14 protein-coding genes are annotated in these 19,423 nt (G+C 62.3%); 4 read left to right on the top strand and 10 right to left on the bottom strand.

Going from position 1 to position 19,423, the window contains the following annotated elements; genetic code table 11:
• Nucleotides 1-13: 13 nt before the first annotated feature.
• From Q5H93_RS03175 to Q5H93_RS03160, 4 genes are all read right to left on the bottom strand, one after another.
• On the bottom strand, nt 14-1,390 hold the full coding sequence (locus Q5H93_RS03175) for a T9SS type A sorting domain-containing protein (RefSeq protein WP_305005037.1): 1,377 nt from the start codon (nt 1,388-1,390) through the stop codon (nt 14-16).
• A 9-nt stretch (nt 1,391-1,399) separates the two neighbouring features.
• Nucleotides 1,400-1,909 carry a hypothetical protein gene (locus Q5H93_RS03170; RefSeq protein WP_305005036.1) on the bottom strand — a complete coding sequence of 170 codons (510 nt, stop codon included), beginning with the start codon at nt 1,907-1,909 and terminating at the stop codon, nt 1,400-1,402.
• Nucleotides 1,910-1,920: 11 nt separating this feature from the next.
• Entirely contained in the window at nt 1,921-2,697 is a 777-nt protein-coding gene (locus Q5H93_RS03165) for a hypothetical protein (protein ID WP_305005035.1), read from the bottom strand.
• 567 nt (nt 2,698-3,264) lie between these two features.
• The gene (locus Q5H93_RS03160) at nt 3,265-6,009 is read right to left on the bottom strand and encodes a DNA gyrase/topoisomerase IV subunit A (RefSeq protein ID WP_369810980.1); all 2,745 of its coding nucleotides are present in this window, start codon (nt 6,007-6,009) and stop codon (nt 3,265-3,267) included.
• A 370-nt stretch (nt 6,010-6,379) separates the two neighbouring features.
• Here Q5H93_RS03160 and Q5H93_RS03155 point away from each other — a divergent pair, with 370 nt between their 5' ends.
• The gene (locus Q5H93_RS03155) at nt 6,380-6,550 is read left to right on the top strand and encodes a hypothetical protein (protein WP_305005033.1); all 171 of its coding nucleotides are present in this window, start codon (nt 6,380-6,382) and stop codon (nt 6,548-6,550) included.
• A gap of 378 nt (nt 6,551-6,928) precedes the next feature.
• Here Q5H93_RS03155 and Q5H93_RS03150 read toward each other — a convergent pair whose 3' ends face one another.
• The 3 genes from Q5H93_RS03150 to Q5H93_RS03140 all read right to left on the bottom strand — a co-directional run bounded on the left by Q5H93_RS03150 (nt 6,929) and on the right by Q5H93_RS03140 (nt 12,818).
• A complete protein-coding gene (locus Q5H93_RS03150; protein WP_305005032.1) occupies nt 6,929-7,555 on the bottom strand; it encodes a response regulator in 627 nt (208 codons plus the stop codon).
• A gap of 162 nt (nt 7,556-7,717) precedes the next feature.
• The gene (locus Q5H93_RS03145) at nt 7,718-9,775 is read right to left on the bottom strand and encodes a tetratricopeptide repeat-containing sensor histidine kinase (RefSeq protein WP_305005031.1); all 2,058 of its coding nucleotides are present in this window, start codon (nt 9,773-9,775) and stop codon (nt 7,718-7,720) included.
• A 322-nt stretch (nt 9,776-10,097) separates the two neighbouring features.
• On the bottom strand, nt 10,098-12,818 hold the full coding sequence (locus Q5H93_RS03140) for a T9SS type B sorting domain-containing protein (RefSeq protein ID WP_305005030.1): 2,721 nt from the start codon (nt 12,816-12,818) through the stop codon (nt 10,098-10,100).
• Between the two features lie 402 nt (nt 12,819-13,220).
• Between Q5H93_RS03140 and Q5H93_RS03135 the strand changes: the two genes are divergently transcribed.
• Complete coding sequence (locus Q5H93_RS03135) at nt 13,221-13,721, top strand: DUF4112 domain-containing protein (protein ID WP_305005029.1); 501 nt, start codon at nt 13,221-13,223, stop codon at nt 13,719-13,721.
• Nucleotides 13,722-13,840: 119 nt separating this feature from the next.
• Nucleotides 13,841-14,194, top strand: coding sequence for a winged helix-turn-helix transcriptional regulator (locus Q5H93_RS03130; protein WP_305005028.1), 354 nt, complete (start codon nt 13,841-13,843; stop codon nt 14,192-14,194).
• Nucleotides 14,195-14,262: 68 nt separating this feature from the next.
• On the opposite strand, the gene Q5H93_RS03125 is transcribed toward Q5H93_RS03130, so the two are convergent.
• Entirely contained in the window at nt 14,263-15,861 is a 1,599-nt protein-coding gene (locus Q5H93_RS03125) for an ATP-binding cassette domain-containing protein (protein WP_305005027.1), read from the bottom strand.
• A gap of 858 nt (nt 15,862-16,719) precedes the next feature.
• On the opposite strand from Q5H93_RS03125, the gene Q5H93_RS03120 reads away from it, so the two are divergent.
• The gene (locus Q5H93_RS03120; RefSeq protein ID WP_305005026.1) at nt 16,720-17,403 is read left to right on the top strand and encodes a hypothetical protein; all 684 of its coding nucleotides are present in this window, start codon (nt 16,720-16,722) and stop codon (nt 17,401-17,403) included.
• 96 nt (nt 17,404-17,499) lie between these two features.
• Here the strand turns inward: Q5H93_RS03120 and Q5H93_RS03115 are convergent, their stop codons facing one another.
• Both Q5H93_RS03115 and Q5H93_RS03110 read right to left on the bottom strand, forming a co-directional pair.
• The gene (locus Q5H93_RS03115; RefSeq protein WP_305005025.1) at nt 17,500-18,030 is read right to left on the bottom strand and encodes a hypothetical protein; all 531 of its coding nucleotides are present in this window, start codon (nt 18,028-18,030) and stop codon (nt 17,500-17,502) included.
• Nucleotides 18,023-19,285: an AAA family ATPase gene (locus Q5H93_RS03110; RefSeq protein ID WP_305005024.1), complete on the bottom strand. Its 1,263-nt coding sequence runs from the start codon at nt 19,283-19,285 to the stop codon at nt 18,023-18,025. The genes Q5H93_RS03115 and Q5H93_RS03110 overlap by 8 nt, the downstream gene beginning before the upstream one ends.
• Nucleotides 19,286-19,423: the final 138 nt, after the last annotated feature.

Here is a 19,423-nt window from a genome sequence, read left to right as displayed (position 1 = left end):
ATGGACGAATGGCTTAGTGCTGCACCTGCACCGTTTGCCGCACGGCCTGGCCGGTGGCATCCATTCCCTTCAGGTAGTAAAGTCCTGCTGGCAAGGCGCGGATGTCGAGGGTAGCGGGGCCCACTGCGGGCAGTTGCTGCTGCCGCACTACACGGCCTTGGGCGTTGTAGAGTTCGGCAGTGCCGCGCAGGTTTTTCAGCGTGAGGCTTTCGTTGGCGGGGCTGGGGTAGGCCGTGGGACGCGGGTTGTCTGGCCCGGCGGAGCAAGGCTGCCCGTTGATGCTGTTGCCTGCGAAAATAGTGGGCTGCCACGTACCATTTACCGGATACGGCAATCGATATTCGCCACAACCGTCTTTATAGCGCAGCTTAACCCAAAAGCCATTCTGACCCGGGTTGTAGGATGGGGCCTGTACCTGAATTACGGGCGGCGCGCCATAGGTCAGGTCCGTCAGAATGGTGCAGTTATAAGCGGTCCATTCCAGCTCTGTATTGGTACCGATGGCTTGCGATTCCAGTAGCCGGTAGGTTAGCACGCTGTTGGCACACACCGTGGGCACGCCCTGCACATTCACCGGGGCCGGATAGATATCCAGGTACGAATTGCCATAGCCTGCCTTCACCGGCGCTTCCGAATAGGTGGCTGCACAGCCGTAGGCGCTGTTGGCGGTCACGCGCACCACCGGCCTTACGGATGTAGTCAGGTTGGCCGGGGCCGTGATATAGGCAAACCAGTCCGTCGGATTATTCTGCGTGAGTGTGAGCGGGGCGCTGACGCCGCTCCAGGTGTAGCTGCTGGCACCGGGCACTTGGGTGGCGACGATTATTTTCCGCTGGCCAGGGCACAGTTCGGGGATGGTTACGAGCGTAGGCACGGGCTGGGTAGCGTCAAACCCAATGGCTACTGCTTTGGGTGTTCCGGGTACCGACGTACCGCCACAATTATAAGTCGGCGTGATGGTAAGCGTCGTCCCATTCGTGCCACTGGGCGTTACCATAATAGGTCCGTTTTTCACCGAGCCGGTTGTCCAGCCAGTGCCCACCGAATAGGCGTAGGAAACCGCCACCGCCTGGCTGGCCGAAACGGAGGGGGTAAATGCCGTGCGGTTGCCGCAGCGCACCGTAGCCGGCACGTTCGAAACAGTGAGCGTGGGTTCGCGCACAAACTGAATTTGCCGGGGCAGGCTCACCAGCGGGTTGCCGGGCGAATACGTTTCACTGCAATAGCGCGAGTAGAAACGTGCAACAACTACCCGGTCGCCTTCGCCCACAGCGGGCGTGACATTAATGCTGCGGCCCGCCCGGTACATTTGGTAGCCCGCCGGGGCCGGTTGAGATGGCCCGTTGAATGCTGACACCCCGCTGCCGGCAACCGTCCAAGTATTGGACACTATCCATGTCTAGTCGGCAATGGTTTCGGAGGGGATGCCGGTGTAGGTTTCTACCGGCACGGACAGGGTGATGGGTGAACCGCCACTGCATAGAGGCAGGCTGTAGGTACTGGTGCCGTTTATCTGCTGTGGAGCACGCGAATAGAAGTTGCGCAGGCCGCAATTGGTAGGGTTAGAATCAACTGGAACTGTGCTAGTGGTACCATCTTGATTAGTAACCGTACGTGTTAAATTAACAACGACTGACCCGCGGTCATTCTGATTACCCCAACGCACCGTCAAGCTAATAACGTTGCCGTTTTTAGATGGTCCGGCTATCACGTTTCCACCATCTACTGTTACATAGTTGGCTGCAGTGATGTCAGTTCCAACGTTCAATTGGAGTTGTGTTTCTTGTCCCGCACAAACTGCACTTGGCAGACCAATCGACCACGTTCCAGTTTGTGCTGAGACGGAGCTACTGCAAAAAGCTGTCAGTAGCCAAAATAATAGTCCAACAAAGGAGTGTTTTGCTTTCATGAAATGTTTGGTTAAAAAAGGTAAACGAGGTGAATTCTGCAAATTGGTAGATACTTGCCGCTGAACTTATAAAAAGTATTGTCGCCTTTGACACCAATTGGTCCTGCTCCAAATAAATCAAGACCAGTCTTTGTATCATAGGCTTTAGCATTCTCTTTATAGGTGAATCTATAAAAATAAAAAGGAAATGCACTTTCTATTTCCGCACTTATGCACCTAGCTAATTGGTATCTTATACCAGCATAGGGTTGCAGAAACATGCCTAATAGCTGTTCTTTTCTAATACCATCAAGTACAACCGTGGTTCGGGTTGAAGGATAGCCAGGATTAAAGACCTCAACGTTGGTTGTGTATTCTTTATAGCGCGTACGCCAAGCACTATAACGTACTCCTGTTTCCGCTCCTGCGTACGCTTGCCAGCGCGGACTTAGTCGCACATTCCTTTCTAACCCACCAGCGAATTCTGATTGAAGTATACTGGTTTCGTACGCTCTACCAACCAGCAGCGGTGCTGTCCCTTGGTCGAAATCATACCTCCCTACTACCCGCACCCGCCAAGCCCGGCTAGGCCGCGTCTGGTGCCGATAAAGCAGGCCAATGGGCAGTGAGCGGTTGGCGGTGAAGAACTGGTCGAGCTGCGGGCTGGCCGTCAGGCCCAGGTGGTGGCGGTAGCTGCGGGCCGTGTCGGGCGGGGCGGCAGCGGGCTGGGCGGCCACAGCTCCGGCACCCAGCACCAAGGGCAACACGAACAGACGAAACGAAACGGGAAATGACGAGCGAAACAGCATGGCAATAGGGAGAAAATGGTGAAGCGCCAAGATACGCCTCTCTTTCTCCCAACAGCACAAAATTCCGAGGTTCGCAAGCGCAAAAAAAGGAAGAACAGGCCTTAAATCAGACACGTAGTTTCGTCCTGTTTACCCCCCCCCGTTTTTGGTATTTATCGAATAGGCTAAATATTTATCGACTGTCCATCAATACGTTAATTCGACGATTACACGCGAGTTTTTTGCAAAAACCACTCGGTTTGTGACATTGAGCGGGAGAAACCCGACTGCATTATTATACTTCTCGCAACAAACGAGGCTGCTAAACACACCTCTTTTCACCGCATCAGAGTATTCCCTGAAAATGTAATAACGTCCCACTGCTCCAATAAACAGCCTACCCCTGCGTAAACCAATTGGGAGCGGGGTACGCCGGCACTACCCCCAACCGCTTACCGCTTAGCCGCCAGCTAACAGTTGCCGATACCGGCATAAAAAAGCCTTACCGCTGCCCCAAATCAGAAATATCTGATTTGGGGCAGCGGTAAGGCTTTTACCCAAGCGCGGCCAGCCGACGCTAATCCAGTGCTAGAACAGCCCCAACTGCGCCTTCGGCCGCTTACTGCTGAGCAGCTCGCGGGCCTGGGCCACTTCCTCGGCCGTCACGTCCACGGGACCGTTGTTTTCGGCTGGCGCGGGTGTATCAGTAGGTTCGCCGGGCTTGGGCGGGGCAGCCGGGCCGCGCTTCTTGACTTCGCGGCGCTGCGGCTCGGGGCCCTCATCGGTAAGCAGGGTTAGGCCGTGGATTTTATAGTAGTTCAGCTTGTTGCCCTGCGCCTTCCAGCCTTTCACGTCGATAAACTCGTGCAGCTTGATGTGCTCGGTTTCCTTGTCGGCCTTTTTGTCGCGCTGCAGCTTCACCTCGATTTCGGGCTCGGGGTTGGCTGTCACGGCCAGCATTTTGCTGCCCTTGGCCTCACTGATGAAGCTGAAGCGCTTGGCCAGCGTGAGCGTTTCGATGCGGAAGCGCTTCACGTAGCTGAGCTTCGACTCGCCATCCATGTGCACGGTCGAGAGCACCAGTTCGGGGTCGAACTTGCGCAGCAGCACAATATTAGCCACGTCGAAATGCAGCGCCGGGTCGGGCGCAGTCAGCTCGTAGGAGCCGTCCTTAAACACCACCAGCACATGATGCTCGGTGTCGAAGGTGCCTAGGTAGCGGCCGTGGCCGGTGTGGTTGAGGCGGCCCACCACGCTGTCGAAGAATACCTCGCGGCCACCCAGCGTACTGTCGCCCACGGCTTTCTGAGTGACTTTCTTAATCGGCTGCTTGGTCACGATGTTGCCCATTGAGCCCTTGCCCTTGATGCCGAGGTCGGCAAAATCAAAGTCGAACTGCTTCACCCGGGCCGGAGCCTTGTCGGAGAGCTGAATGCTCACGATTTCCGATTCCGAATTAGGATTAACGGTGAGGTATAGCACTTTGGTGCCCTTGGTGCCTTTGGTCAGGTCGTAGGTTTTATCGCGGGTGATGCCCGTAACGAGGAAGCGCTTGGCGAAGCTGATGCCGCTGGCCCCGTCGAGGTATATCATGTTGTACACCAGCCGGTCGTCGTTCTTATTGTACACCCCGGCGTGCAGCACGTCCTTGCCCACGAAGGTCTTTTCAGCGATGCGCGTTACCATAAACGTACCGTCGCGCTTGATGGCGATGATGTCGTCGAGGTCGGAGCAGTCGCAGACGAACTCGGCCTTCTCGTCCTTCTTCAGCCCGAAGCCCACGAAGCCGTCCTGCCGGTTCACGTACAGCTTCTGGTTGGCGATAGCAACCTTCTGGGCCGTAACCACATCGAAGGTACGGAGCTGGGTTTTACGCTCGCGGCCGGCGCCGTACTTTTTCAGCAGGCCCTCGAAGTAATTGATGGCGTAGCGCGTGAGGTTGGCCAGGTGGTCGGCCACTTCGGCCAGCTCGGCGTCGAGGCGCTGGATGTACTCGTCGGCCTTAAAACCGTCGAATTTTGAGATGCGCTTGATGCGGATTTCGGTCAGGCGCGTCAGGTCGTCTTCCGTGATGGGACGGCGCAGCACGATGCGCAGGTCGTTGGCCTTGGGCTTCTCGCCTTCGATACGGACGTACTTTTTCAGGCCCGTGTCGATGGTTTCGAGAATCTGCTCCCAGGTTTCGCACTCCTCGATTTTGCGGTAGATGCGGTTTTCGATGAAAATCTTCTCCAGCGAGGCGTTGTGCCACTTTTCCTGCAGCTCGTCCTGGCGGATTTCCAGCTCGCGCTCCAGCAGGCGCAGCGTGGCGCGGGTGCTTTGGCGCAACACGTCCTCCACCCCCACGAAGCGCGGCTTGTCGTCGATGATGACGCAGGTGTTGGGCGAAATGCTGATTTCGCAGTCGGTGAAGGCGTAGAGCGCGTCCATCGTCAGGTCGGGGCTGACGCCGGGCGGCAGCTGCACCTGAATTTCCACGTCGGCGGCCGTGTTGTCGACCACCTTTTTGATTTTGATTTTATTCGCCTCACTGGCCTTCACGATGCTCTCCATCAGCGCCGTGGTGGTGGTGCCGTAGGGAATATCGCGGATGATGAGCAAGGTTTTATCAACCTTCTCGATGGTGGCGCGCAAGCGGATTTTGGCCCCGCGCACGCCCGAGTTGTAGTTGGTAATATCGCACAGGCCACCGGTCGGGAAGTCTGGAAACAGCTGCACCTCGCGGCCCCGCAGCACGTCGATGCTGGCCTTGCACAGCTCCCGGAAGTTGTGGGGCATAATCTTGGTGCTCAGGCCCACGGCGATGCCCTCCACGCCCTGCGCCAGCAGCAGCGGGAACTTCACGGGCAGCGTGGTGGGCTCGCGCTTGCGGCCGTCGTAGCTCATCTGCCACTCGGTGGTGTCGGCGTTGAACACCACGTCGAGGGCAAACTTCGAAAGCCGGGCTTCGATGTAGCGGGCGGCGGCGGCGCTGTCGCCGGTGCGCACGTCGCCCCAGTTGCCCTGGGTTTCGATGAGTAAGTCCTTCTGGCCCAGGTTCACCATGGCGTCGCCGATGGAGGCGTCGCCGTGGGGGTGGTACTGCATGGTCTGGCCGATGACGTTGGCCACTTTGTTAAAGCGGCCATCGTCCATCTCCTTCATGGCGTGCATGATGCGGCGCTGCACCGGCTTGAAGCCGTCTTCAATGGCCGGCACGGCGCGCTCCAGAATCACGTAGCTGGCATAATCCAGAAACCAGTTCTGGTACATGCCGCGCACCGAGGCCACGTCGTGAATGACCTCGCCGGGGGCAAACTTTTCCTCAATGGCGACTTCCTCGGCGGCGGCCAGGGCGGCGGCCTGCTCCTCCTCGGCGGCCTGCTCGGCTTCGGCGGCCAGCAGCTCGTCGGGCAGCTCCGAAATGGAGCCGGTGGGGTTGCCGAAGAGGTCACGCGGGCCTTCCTCAACCGGGGAGTTGGCGGCGCTGGCTTCGGCCGGGTCGGCGGGCGCAGTGCTGGCCGTCAAATCAAAATCCAGGGAGTCACCGGGCTGGAGGAAATCGGGTTGTTGCGAATCGGGAGTGGGAGTATCAGGAGTTGCCACGAGGGAAAGGGAATATCAGCCGAGTTGCTGTCAAAAGTACCGTTGGGAGCGCGGAGCGCAATAGTCGAAAGGAAAGAAGCCGGGCAGAAAGTTCCCAAAAATATTAGCCAACCCCTCCTTGCTTTCCGACCTTGCCGTTTTCGACAACCTGCGCCTGTCGGTCAAATTTACGCGAATTTTCGGCAGCAGGCAAGCTAAAAAAAATAGCTTTTGCCCGTTCCGGCGGTGGCGTATTGCGGCCACAGGCTTCGCCTTTGGGACCTGTTTTTTTCGTCCCAAAACAACTTAACCAAAAAAGCCCGCGCCAATGGCGCGGGCTTTTCCGGGGAATGCTAACCAGTCTACCCCTGGTCAACGGCCCAAACATACGCAAGATTTTCGAAACTCGTATTCTCGTAATAGGATATTTTTTTTGGCCGCCCGTTTTTTTCTATCGAAACAGGTAGGCATGCCTAATTGATATACTGCCAATTGGCACATTCCCAAGAAAAAAGCCCGTGTCAACTGCACGGGCCATTCAGCAGAAAAAAAGAGAGAAAAGCCAATGCTGGCGGACTGACAGCCAAGTCAAAAACGCCATCACGGCGGGGCTGTAGTCAATAACAGCAAAAGTACCGGCCTGCCCAACCGGGCGCAATAGCATAAAGATGCTAGACGCCGCGCTGGCTCAGCGGGCGCGTTGGCGGGCCATCAACTCGCCTTTGGAGCTGATTTGCAGCTTTTCGTACACCGTGCGGATGTGGGCGCGCACGGTGTTGAGGCTGATGCCGAGGCGGTCGGCCACCAGCTTGTAGCTCAGGCCCTGCTCGATGGCCTGCACAATCTGCTCCTCGCGGGCCGTGAGAGGGCTTTGGGCGGCTGGGGCGGGCCGGAAGTAGCGCACCACGTGCCGCGCTACCGCCGACGACATCGGCGAGCCGCCGGCCCGCACATCCAGCAGGGCCTGCTTGATTTCGGACAGCGGCGTGGTTTTCACCAGGTAGCCCACCGCACCGGCACACAGCGCCTGAAACACCCGGTCGGCGTCCTGATACACGGTAATCAGTACCACCTCAGCCTGCGGCAGCCGCTGCCGAACGAGCGGAATGCCCGCAATACCGGTGATGCCCGGCAGGCCGATATCGGACAGAATAATCTGGGGGGCAATGCCCTCCCCGGAATCCAGAGCGGCCAGCAGCTCCTCGACCGACTCGGCCACGAGCACGCACTTGAACTCGGGCTGGGCGCAGAGGTAGGTGCTAAGTGCCTGCCGGATGGCGGGCTGGTCTTCGACAATGGCCAGAGAGATTTGCATGGGGCAAAGGTATTGACCGCGGGTATGCGGCGGTATCGCATGTTAATGCGACCTTCTGTCATCCTGAGCGCAGCGAAGGAACTTATCCGCTTGGACGACGCGGTAATCTAATCGTTCTGCCGTGAGAAGTTCCTTCGCTGCGCTCAGGATGACAGTTTCTTATTACATCGGCACCCGCAGCTGCACCCCGAAACCAGCTCCATCAGGGTGCGGGGCGCTGGTGAGCTGGCCGCCAATGGCTTCGGCGCGGGCCTGCATGTTGCGCAGGCCGTGGCCGGAGCGGCGGGCGGGGCGGCTAATCTCACCGTCAGCCAACACCAGGCTCGGGGCATTATCGTCGATAGTAAGCCGGAGCAGCGAGCCTTGCAGCTGGAGGCGAATATGGATGTGGGTGGCGGTGGCCGCGTGCTTGAGGATATTGTGCAGGCTTTCCTTATAGATAAGGTAGAGGTTGCGGCGCAGCAGCACGGGCAGGGTGAGGGCGGGCAGGTGCTCGGGCACTTCCACCTGCACCTGGGCGCCGGTGGGCTCCAGCACCTCGTAGGCGTAGTCGCGGAGGCGGTCGGCGAGCTGCTGGAGGTTGTCGTTGTGGGCGTCGAGGCTCCACACCACGTCGTTGAGCTGGCGCACGGCCGAGCGGCTGGCCTCGGTAATCTGGCTCAGGTGCTGGCGCTGGGCGGCGGGGTCGGCGAGGCCTTCCTGCAGCAGGCCGCTTTGCAGGCTGATTTGGGAGAGCAGCGTGCCCACGTCGTCGTGCAGGTCGGCGGCGAGGCGGTTGCGCAGGGCCTCTTCGCGGCGGGCCTGGCGGCGGCGCACGTACCACAGGGCGGTGCCGCCCAGCAATAATAGCAGCAACAGGGTGCCGGCCAGGCCCAGCAGCTGGCGCTGGTAGCGCAGGCGTTCGAGTTCCTGCTGGTCGGCCTGCACCTGCGTACGGGCCGTAAGCAGGGCCACCTGCTGCTCGGCGCGGTCGGTTTCGAAGCGGGCGCGCTCTTTCTGCACTAGCTCCTGGCTTTCGCGGGTGGCGCGGGCGGCGGCCAGGCGGCGCACCTCGCGCTCGTAGCGCAGGGCTTCGCGGAAATCGCGGCGGGCTTCGGCGGCCTGGGCCAGCACCAGCAGAGGGCGCTCGTTCTGCAGCAGCTTGGTGCCCTGGGCGGCCAGGCTGGCGCGGGCCCAGCGCTCGGCCTCGGGCCAGCGGCGCAGATGGGCGTATATATAAGCCAGGGAGCTCATCTCGACGGCCGCCTGGGTGCTCAGACCCAGCTGCTGGGTGAGCCGCAACGCCTTGGTCTGGTAGTAGATGGCCGAGTCGCCCTGCCCGAGGTCGCTGAGGGCGCCGGCCAGGCTGCCGTAAGTGGGAACGAGGTTGCCTTCCTGATTGAGCTTGCGCAGCAGCCGGATGGCCGCCCGGTAGTGCGGCACGGCTTCGGCGGGGCGGTGGCGGGCCCAGGCGATGTTGCCCAGGGTTTGGTACACGGGGGCCTGGTAGGGCTCGTTGCCGAGGCGAAGCAGGGTGGCCAGGGCCTGGCGGGCGTAGCGCTCGGCCTCGGGCAGGCGGTCGAGCTGGTGCAGCACGGTAGCCAGCGTGCCCAGGGTATTGGCTTCTTCCTGGGCCAGGCCCAGGCGGTGCTGCTGGCGGGCGGCACGCAGCAGCACGTAGGCCGCCGAGTCGCCGCGGCCCTGGTAGAGGTAGATGACAGTGGCCGTGCCCGACAACTCGGCCTGCGCGGCCGCGTTGCCCAGGCGGCCATACTCGGCGTAGGCGCGGCGCAGGTAGCGCATGCCGGGGGCGGGCTGGTCAGTATCGCCCAGCAGCCAGGCCAGGTAGCCGTGGTTGTCGGCCTGCCAGGCCAGCGGGGCGGTGGCTAGCTGGCGTTCGGCGCGCTGCAGTAGCGGGGCGGCGGCGGTAGGGAATCCCAGCTGCAGCAGCAGAAAGCCCTGCAGGCTGTGCGCCCGGCCCAGGGCGGCCGAGTCGGCGCGCGAGCGGGCCAGGGCGGCGGCCGCCTGCGCATAGGCCATGGTGCCCACCGAATCGACGGCGGCGGCGTAGGCGGCGGCCACGCGCAGCTGGGCGGCCTGCCGGGCGGCGGGGGTGCGCGCGGATTGTAGCCGGGCGCGCAGGCTGTCGGGCGCGGGCGGCAGGCTACCCCGCCCCGACTGCGCCCGCAGCGAACCGCCCAAACTCAGTAGCACCAGCAAGCAACCAACTATTCTTGACATAGCAACTACCCCCGCCGATGGGTGGGGCAAGCGAAAGATACTGCGCGGGCGCGGCTCCAAAGGGGCTACCCCCACGCGGCAGCGCCTACATCGGATTGACGAACCGCGCCAGCACCAGAATGGCAACCAAAGCCAAGGCTTTGGTCCAAAGTGAATAGGAAATCTTCATGCAGAATAGCGGGTGAGAAAAGCGGGCAGGAGGCCAGCCCGCGCGAGGCGGGGCTATTTTTCTGCAAAGCACGGCCGCTACGCCATACGGCGCCATAGCATGTTGATGCGAGGCCGGGGGCAGCCGAAGGTCGGCATTAGCCAAGCCCCGCTCCTACTTCACTACCTCCACCCAGCCTTTCATGGTGGTGCCAGCGCTGGGCAGCGTGAGCAGGTAATAGTACAGACCGGGCGCCAGGCCGGGGTCAGTGCCCCAGTTGTTCTGGTAGTTGGTGGCGTCATACACCTCGCGGCCCCAGCGGCTGAAGATGCGCAGGCGGTTGCCGGGGTAGAGGCTGATGTTGTCGACCACCAGCACGTCGTTGAGCTGGTCGCCATTGGGCGTGATGACGTTGTAGGTGTGCACGGCATTGGCGAAGCTGACGCTGGCCGTGTTGGAGCCGGCTTGCAGAGCCGGGGCGGCGGCACTCACGGCCACCACCCGAAACTGCTGGCTGAAGCCCGCGCCCGCCGGCAGGCTGGCCTGCAGGGTGCTGCCCGGCACGGTGCGCAGCAGCTCGGGCACGGCGCCGTCGAGGCTGCGGTAGAGGCGGTATTCCTGCACTGGAAAGCCCACGTAGGCATTCCAGCTCAGGGTGATGGTGCCCGCGTCGCGGCCGCCGGAGCCGGCCGTGGCACTGGCCTGCAGGCGGATAGTCTGAGCCAGACTGCTGCTGAACACGGTGCCGCAGGCATCGGTCAGGTCGAGGCGGTACTCGTAGGAATTAGCGGCGGCATCGACGCTGGTATCGGTGAAGGACGTGGCAGTGGCCGAGGCGGTGCCCACGGCCGCAAAGCTGCCCTGGCCCGCCACGCGGCGCAGCACCTGCACCGGGTTGCTGCCCCCGGCCGCGAAGCCGATGGTAAGCGAGCTGTTGGAAGCGGCGTCGACGGAGGCCACGGCCAGCTCCACGCGGGCCGGCTCGTAGCGGATGGCCAGGGCGCCGGGCGCGCTGGCGCAGCCCTGGCTCGACGTAGCCGTGGCGCTCAAGCCGTAGCTCGTGCCCGGCGCAAACTGCACCGTCACCCGCGCCGTGCCCTGGCCCGCGACGAGGCTGCCGCCCGTCACGCTCCACTGGTAGGTGGTGCCGGCCGGCGCGGACGTCACCTCGTATTGCTGCGGCTGGCTGAGGTCGCAGAGCACGGCCGGGCCGCTGATGACGGCCGCCAGCGCCGGGTTGATGGTCACCAGCACCGAGTCGCGGCCGGGGCAGGCGGCGCCGCTGCCGGCGGGGGTGGCCGTCAGGTAGTATTTCAGCACCAGCGGCGCGGCGGTGGGATTGGTGGCCGTGAGGCGGGGGCGGGCGGCGGTGGCATCGTCGAGGCCGGTGGCGGGGCTCCAGCTATAGGTGTAGCCGGGCTGCGCGGGCGTGCCGAGCGTGGTCGCCAGGCCGGGGCAGAGGGTGGCGGCGGGCCCGGCATCGGCTACGGCGACGGGGTTCACGGTCACGCTCACCTGGCTGGAGTCGGCGCAGCCGGCGGCCGAGGTGGCTACCAGTGTGTACGTAGTGGTGAGGGGCGCGGCGGTGGTGTTGGGGAGGGTAATGGTGGTAGTGGGCGCCGTGGGGTCGGCCACGCCGGTGGCGGGGCGCCAGCGGTACGTGATGCCCGGCTCGGCGGCGGCCCCGCCCAGCGGCCGGGTGTCATTGGCGCAAAACGCGACCGGGCCGTTGGGCGCGGCCTGGGCCACGGGCCGCGGCGCGATGGTCACCGGTACAGTGGTGGTGGCGGTGCAGGCGGTGCCGCCTACCGGGGCCACGCTGGCGGTGAGGGTGTAGGTGTAGCTGCCGGGCGTGGCCAGCGTGAGCATAGGGCTGAGCACATTGGGGTTGCTGAGGCCGGTGGCGGGGCTCCAGCTGTAAGTGGTGCCGGGCACCGGCGCGGCGCCCGCCGCCAGGGTGGCGGCCTGGCCGGCGCACACGGCCACGGCCGGGGCGGCCGGCGCCACGGCGGGCGGATATACGGTGGCCACGGTCTGGTCGGTGGCGGTGCAGCCGGCGGCGTTGGTCACGGTGAGGGTGTAGGTGGTGGCCAGCGGGGCGCTGCCGGGGTTGGCCTGGGTCACGGTGGGGTTGGCCACGGTGGGGCTGCTGAGGCCGGTGGCGGGGCTCCAGCTGTAGGTGAAGCCGGGCTGCGCGGGGGTGCCGATGGTGGTGGGCGTGCCGGCGCATAGGCTCACGTCGGGCCCGGCCTGGGCGCTGATGGCGGGCAGCACCGTCACGACCAGCGTCACCAGCGTATCGCAGCCGTTGGGGGCCGTCACGCGCAGCAGCACGTTGCGGAAAAAGGAGGCCTGGTTGGGGTTGGTGGCGGTGTAGGTGGGCTGGGCCAGGTTGGGATTGTCGATGCTGAGGCCGGCCTGGGCGTTGCCCACCGGCCACTGGTAGGTGTAGCCGGGGATGGCCGGCGTGCCCACCATAAACACCTGCCCCGAGCACACCGTGCGGTTGGGGCCGGGGTCGGCCACGGGCCCGGGCTTCACGGTGATGTTGACGGTACTGGTGGCGGTGCAGCCCGTGGCCGTGCCGGTCACGGTGAGGGTGTAGGAGCGCACCACCGGCGTGGCCGCCCGGTTGAAGAGCCGCGCCGTGGGGTTGGCAATGTTGGGGTTATTGAGGCCGGTGGTGGGGCTCCAGCGGTAGGTGAAGCCGGCCACCGGGCCCACGCCCAAGGCCGTGGTCTGGCCCGAGCAGATGTCGCGGTCGGCCCCGGCAATGGCCACGCAGGGCGCCTGAGCGCGGACGGCCCCGGCCAGGGTGAGCAGCAGAATAACGAGGGCACCAGCGGCCGCACCGCGGCGGCGCAGCCCCGCCAGGCGGGTAACGAATAGGTTCATGGGTGGGACTGGGGGAAACGGGGAACGGGCGGGATGGGAGCCGCAACAGGGGCTCCGGACACGGCCCAATGCCGGGCCATACCCCGCAAATGTTCATCCAAAGGCGGGGTTCCGGCCCTTGTTTCCCCTTCCCGGCGGCTGCCTGGGAAGGCGGCTTATACACTTATCCGACACGCTTGGGGCGCCTAGTGCGCACCAATGGGCGCTTGAGCGGAGGATTCCCCGTCCGGCCACTGGTTAAAAAACAAGCATTGACAGTAAAAAAACATTGGCGTTAAGCGCTATTTTGATTGCGCGACCGCGAGCGGGCGGGGGCCACCGCAGGTAGGAGTTAGCCAAGCCCCGCCCTCTACGTCGTTCTGACCACCTGACTCGTATAGCATCCCGCTAATCTCCTTCTCCATGCCCCTCCCCGACCGCCTTACCCCGCCCCCGGCCGCCTTCGATGCCGACCCGCGCCTGCGCCACGTGGCGCGCATCTCGCGCCTGCTCGACAGCCAGTTTCGCCTGCCCGGCACCAACTTCCGCTTCGGGCTCGACCCTATTCTGGGCTTCATTCCGGTGCTCGGCGACCTGGGCACCACGGCCGTATCGGTGAGCCTGCTGCTGACGATGCTGCGGCACGGCGCCAGCGGCGCGGTGGTGGTGCGCATGGCACTTAATATTCTGCTCGATACCGTCGTGGGGGCCATTCCGCTGCTGGGCAACATCTTCGACTTTGCCTACAAGAGCAACGAGCGCAACGTGGAGCTGCTGCGCCGCCACTACGCCGAGGGCCGGCACCAGGGCAGCGGGCGCGGGCTGGTAGCGCTGCTGCTGCTGGGCTTTATTGTCTTGCTGGGGCTGGTGGGCTGGGGCAGCGCGGTGCTGCTGCGGGCGGGCTGGCAGTGGCTGCAGCAGTAGCCGGCGGCCCAAGCCCCCGCCCGGCACCTTCGGCGCGCTGGTGAGGGTGCCCAGGGCCCGGCTGCTAACCTGCGGGTAAGCGGGGCGTACCTTTGCGCCGGTCTTTGCCCCTCGTTACCATGCTGGAACACTCGAATACGCACTGCATTGCGGCCATGCCTTTTCTGCGCAATGCCATGGCCATCATCAACGGTAAGTGGAAGCTGCCGATACTGATGGCGCTGCGCTCGGGCGTGCGGCGGTTTCGGGATTTGGAGCGCAGCATTCCGGGCATCTCTTCGAAGGTGCTGGCCAAGGAGCTCAAGGATTTGGAGGCACAGCAGCTGCTGAAGCGCACGGTGCACCCAGGGCCGCCGGTGGCGGTGGACTACGAGGCGCTGCCCTACGCCGAGACGCTGGACCCGGTGATTTTTATGCTGCGCGACTGGGGCATGCAGCACCAGCAGCGGCTGGATGAGACGGGGCCGCAGTAGCGCGGACGTTGTAGTCCGCGAGTCTGAACAACCGCAAACGTTCACACTCGCGGACTACAACGTCCGCGCTACAGTTCCAGCGTGCCCGTCACGCCGATTTCTTCAATGAACACCTCATCGTGCGAAATAACCAGCACGGTGCCCGTGAAGGCCTGCACGGCGCGGGTGAGCACCTGCTGGCTGGGCAGGTCGAGGTTGTTGGTGGGCTCGTCGAGCACGAGCAGGTGGGGGGCGGCATGGCTGACGGCGAGGCAGCAGAGCAGGAGCTTGAGCTTCTCGCCGCCGCTGAGGGTGGCGCAGGAGCTGAGCCAGCGCTCGCGGGGGAAGTGGTGCTGGTGCAGGCGGGTGCCCAGCTCGGCCTCGGGCAGGTGGCGGGCGTTGTAGCGCTGCACTTGTTCCAGCACCGTCCGGTTATGGTCGATGAGAGAGTATTCCTGGTCGAGGTAGAGGGCGGCGAAAGGGGCGCGGGTGAGCTGGCCGTGGGTGGGCGGGAGCTGGCCCAGCAGCAGGCGGAGCAGGGTGGTTTTGCCGCTGCCGTTGGGGCCGGCCAGGCGCAGGCGCTGGCCGGCGCGGAGCTGGAACGTGAGCGGCGCGGGCCAGAGCGGCGGCTGGCCGGGGGCATAGGCGTGGTTGAGGCCTTGGGCGTCGAGCAGGAGCTTGCCGGGGGGCAGCGGGGAGGCGGGCAGCTGCAGGGCCAGGGGCTGGCGGGCCTGCAGCTGGGTGCGCAGCTGGTGGAGGTTATCGGCTAAGTCGTTGATTTTGCTGGCCTGGGTGGCCTGGAGCTGGGCGGTGCTGCGCTCGGCCTGGCGCTGGAGGTGGCCGGCCACGATGCGCGGCAGGCCCTTTTTGGCGCCCTGGGCGGGGGCGCGGGCGTCGAGCTTGTGGCGCTGCTCGGCCACGGCGCGGGCTTTTTGCTGGGTTTGCCGGAGGGCTTTGGCCTGCTCGGCGGCCTGGGCTTGCAGGGCCTGGAGCTGGGTGGCCTGCTGGGCGTGGTAGAAGTCGTAGTTGCCGCCGTAGGTGGTGAGGGCGGCGGGGCCGAGCTCGAGGGTGAGGGGCAGCTGGCGGAGCAGGGCGCGGTCGTGGCTGACGACGAGCAGGGTGGCTTTGGTGGTGTGGATGAAGTCGTAGAGCCGGGCGCGGGCGGTGGTGTCGAGGTGGTTGCTGGGCTCGTCGAGCAGCACGAGACCGGGGGCCTGCAGCTGGAGGCCGGCCAGGAAGACTTTGGTTTTCTCGCCCCCGCTGAGGGTGTGCAGGGGCTGCCGGAGGGCTAGGCCGGGCGGCAGCTGCCAGGGCGCGAGGGCGGCCCGGATGCGGTCTTCGAGCTCCCAGTCGTCGGCGAGGGTGGCGAAGTGCTCGGGCGCGGCGTCGCCGGCCAGGATGGCGTGGAGGGCGTGCAGCTGGTCGGCCACGCCGAGGGCCTGGGCGAGGGTGAGGTGGTCGAACTGGCCGAGGTGCTGGGGCACGTAATAAGGCCTTTCGGCGGTGGTGATGGTGCCGGCGGTGGGCGGCAGCTGGCCGGCCAGCAGGCGCAGCAGGGTGCTTTTGCCGACGCCGTTGGGGCCGACGAGGGCGGCTTTGTCGCCGGGGTTGAGGGTGAAGCTGAGGCCGTGGAACAGGGGCTGACGGTCGGGGTGCTGGTAGTGGAGGTGGTGGACGGTGAGGGTCATAGAGCGGGGGGAATGAGGGCGGGGCTGGCCGCGGCTGGCGCGCGTCTCTGACGCGTGCCGATTGGGTCCGAGCCTCAGGCTCGTTATCCAGAACGACTGGCGGGTGCTGCAATCCTGGGTGCATCGGGCAGGCGGGGCCAGCCGGCGCGACTGGGGCGTCGGGAGACGCCGGGCCAGTCGGCACGCGTCGGAGACGCGCGCCAGCGGCGGCCGGCGCGACTGGCGCAGATGGCAACCGGTCGGACGCCGGGGGCGTCGGACCGGGGAGATACCCGAATGGTTGGCAGGCGATGAATTACATAAGACCAAGCGACGTGGCCGCGCCGCCGGGCGGCGGGGGCAACTGGGTGACACAGTGGCGGGCGGCGGGCTTCAGGAGCGCGGCGCGGGGGCCAGGAGTGGTCGGGCTTGGGGGCTTACTTCATCGGAGTAGGGTGGTTTCTACGGGGGCAAAGGTAAGAAAGGGAGCTTTCGGAAGCTTGCCCCTGCCCTATTTGAGCTTGCACTTCGGCGATGCTAAGGGGAATATCCTACTCGCGTGCCAGAATATCCTACTCAACTACCCGCGCATCCTACTCGGTTGCCAGAATATCCTACTTGGAGCCCGGAAATGCGGCTGGGGACGGAGAATATCCAACTCGACTGCCAGAATATCCTACTCGACTACACGCGCATCCAACTCGGTTGCCAGAATATCCTACTTGGAGGCAGAAATTGGCTGGTCTGGCAAAAAAAAGTTAAGCAGTAGCTGGTGAGCGGCATAGGTTATTTCAAACCTTTCAGTACATTTGGCCACCTAACTGGCAATAAAGCCAGGTAGGTGCTTCTCTTTCACCAGTTACAACCCCATTATTTACCATGACAGACGACGAAGTAAACTACTGGACCATGACCAAGGAGGTGCGCAAGCTGCTGGAGGCGGCGCGCCCGCAATGGGAGGCGCTCTATCCGAAGATGGTGCCCGACTACTCCCGCCTCGATACGGCGCTGGCCGGCATCGATGCGAAGCTGCAAAAAGTGAGCGGCCTGAGCAGCGAAGGCTATACCGCCAACAAGGACAAGGCCGAAATCAAGACGCTCAACGCAGCACTGCCCATCATTAAGGGGATAAAGGCGCTGGCGCACGATGGCGACTACCCTGGCCTGAAGAAAATGGCGAAGTACACGTTTGCCAAACTGGATAAGATGCGCGACTCGTTGCAGGTGGCGGCGCTCGAAGAGTTGCACAAGCAGGCCGTGGCCCTGGCTGATGACCTGGCCGGGGAAATGGTGACGGGGGACCAGATTAAAAAGCTGGATGACGAAATCAAGCTGTATAAGCCGATGGTGGGCACGCCGCACGAGCAAATCAATGCCAAAAGCCTGCTGCGCGACGACTACGTGGAGTTTATGAAGGAGGCGAAGAAGGCCATTAAAGGCCTCGATGTGCGGGTGCCCAACCTAGAAAGCGCCCTCCCCGACCTGGTGAAGGCCTACTGGAAGGCCCGGCAGGTGATTGACGCCGGGCAAGGGCCGAAGGAGGATGATGGGAAGACGGTGTAGATTGAGGTTAAAAATGAAAAGCCCCGGCTGCGTTTGGCAGGCGGGGCTTTTTTGTGTTTCGCTGGTAGCTATTCGATGGTGGGGCGGGGGTGGGATTCAGAGGTCAATTGCACCTTCTATTCGCAGGGCAATTCGGAGAGTTTTTCTGAAATTCTGGATGATGCTGAAATGCGACTGTTGAGCGTTTGGCTGGATACGATTAGCCACATAGGCTCGCACAGTCAAGCCTTCGGTACTATGCGCGGCCTGATAATCTTTGATAGTTTGCTTTACTTGCTCGGCACCTTCTGAAGCCCATTTTCGACCAGGGTCTTTCTGCTCTTTCAATTCTACAAAAACAATGTGCGCATTATAGAGCAAGATGCCATCACAGCGCTTTTGTAACTGGCCATTTGCTTTGAGCACTAAGATGCAATGGTCAACAGCTTTGAAGGTGACCTCGTAGCCAGCACTGTTATTAACTCTTGCAATCCAGGTTGCTTTTTTAGTCAGGTCAGTGTTGATATAAGCAGGCGTTGGGATTGCGCCCGGTGGGGTGGGGTCGTCGCAGATACCGAAAAGAGGGTCGGCCAGAATAGTGTCGGAGGGACTACCATTCTGGCAAAAGCCGGTGAGGAAATCAGCCATTTTCAGCGGCCAGCTCGATTTCTACCATGTCTGAGAAACGAGCATTGGCCTCACCTAACGCCTCGTTCAGGTCATTTTCGTCGGAAGGCAGACCGTCATAGGTCGGCAACTCCGCAATTTGTCCTAGCTCGTTTAATTCGTACACCACTACATCGGTAGCTGCCACTGCTGCCTGCTTGGGCACTATTGCCTCCAGCTTTTTTAGAAGCCTGGCCGATTGGGCAGCGGCACCAACTTCCCGACGTACTTCCTCGGCTTTGATAGCCAACGTGAGGTAGTTGATAATGTATGGGCTGTGCGTCGTAAGCACTAAAGCATTACCCGGCGTAGTGTTCGCAAATTCCAGCAACTGGTAGAGCATAATCTGCTGCGATTTCGGAAACAGATTTTGTTCGGGCTCTTCCACAATATTGAGGAACGTTTCATTACGAAACTGGGAAGACAATTCCTCTAAAGCACGTTGTTGTACTTCGGGAACAAGCTTATCATTTGCCAATATCTGAGCAATTTGGGCGCGTAGTTTCTGGAGAGCTTCGCCGCTCAACTCACTACGGGAAGGGTCGTACTCCCGAGAAATAGAACCCGCCAGGTAGCGCGACACCAGCAAAAGAGGCACAAAGGATTGAAAGCCGCTGGATGCCTCCGAAAGACGAAGCCGGTAGGAAACATTGCCGCTGGTGTGCCCGACGAGACGCGCAATTTTATTTGACTTATCAAACACAAAGCGGGCATTGCCAATCGGAAGCACAAAATCGGTCGGCGTTTCGCGTTGCGCTTGGCGTAACTCATCCCAAAAAGTCACTAGTGACTTGGGCAATCCTTTTAATTTATCAGGGTCGTCTACTGCACTCAGGAAATTGCGCTCGGCTGGCACATACATTACCTGCGGCACCTGATAAGCTGGCGCATGGGGTAGCATGGCATGAATTTCCAGCTTTCGGTCGCGATAGATAATTGTATAGGCACGGCCCCGGTATTCAATTATGGTATCGTCCCGAAAGTAATTCTTGAGGTTTTGGTAAGCGCAGTATTCCTTGACGAATCGATTATACTTTATTACATAATCTGAGGTAATCCGGCCTTGAAACAACGCCTTTTCCAGCCAGCTGCAGGTAGAAAACAGTTTTGCTACGCTGCTTTTGCCCGTGCCTTGGTTACCGATAAAAACGGTGACTTTGCGAAAATCCATGAAGCCGTCGCCTTCGGTAAAACCGGAGGTGATGGGTCCAAAGTTTTGAACTTTTAACTTGCTCATATCTGCCAATTGTGCCCCTGACAAAGATAGTGTCGGTATTACTAACCCACTCCCCAATGCTCCGGCCCGGCCGCCCCTCCCTCCCCCGCTTCATCCCGACACTGACTGACGCGACGTGAGCCCCGTACTTTGCGGCCG

The sequence above is a fragment of the Hymenobacter aranciens genome (assembly GCF_030580865.1).
Taxonomy (GTDB): Bacteria; Bacteroidota; Bacteroidia; order Cytophagales; family Hymenobacteraceae; genus Hymenobacter; species Hymenobacter aranciens.
The sequence above is the reverse complement of the archived record's forward strand: the minus strand, read 5'-3'. Positions and strand labels throughout refer to the sequence as shown.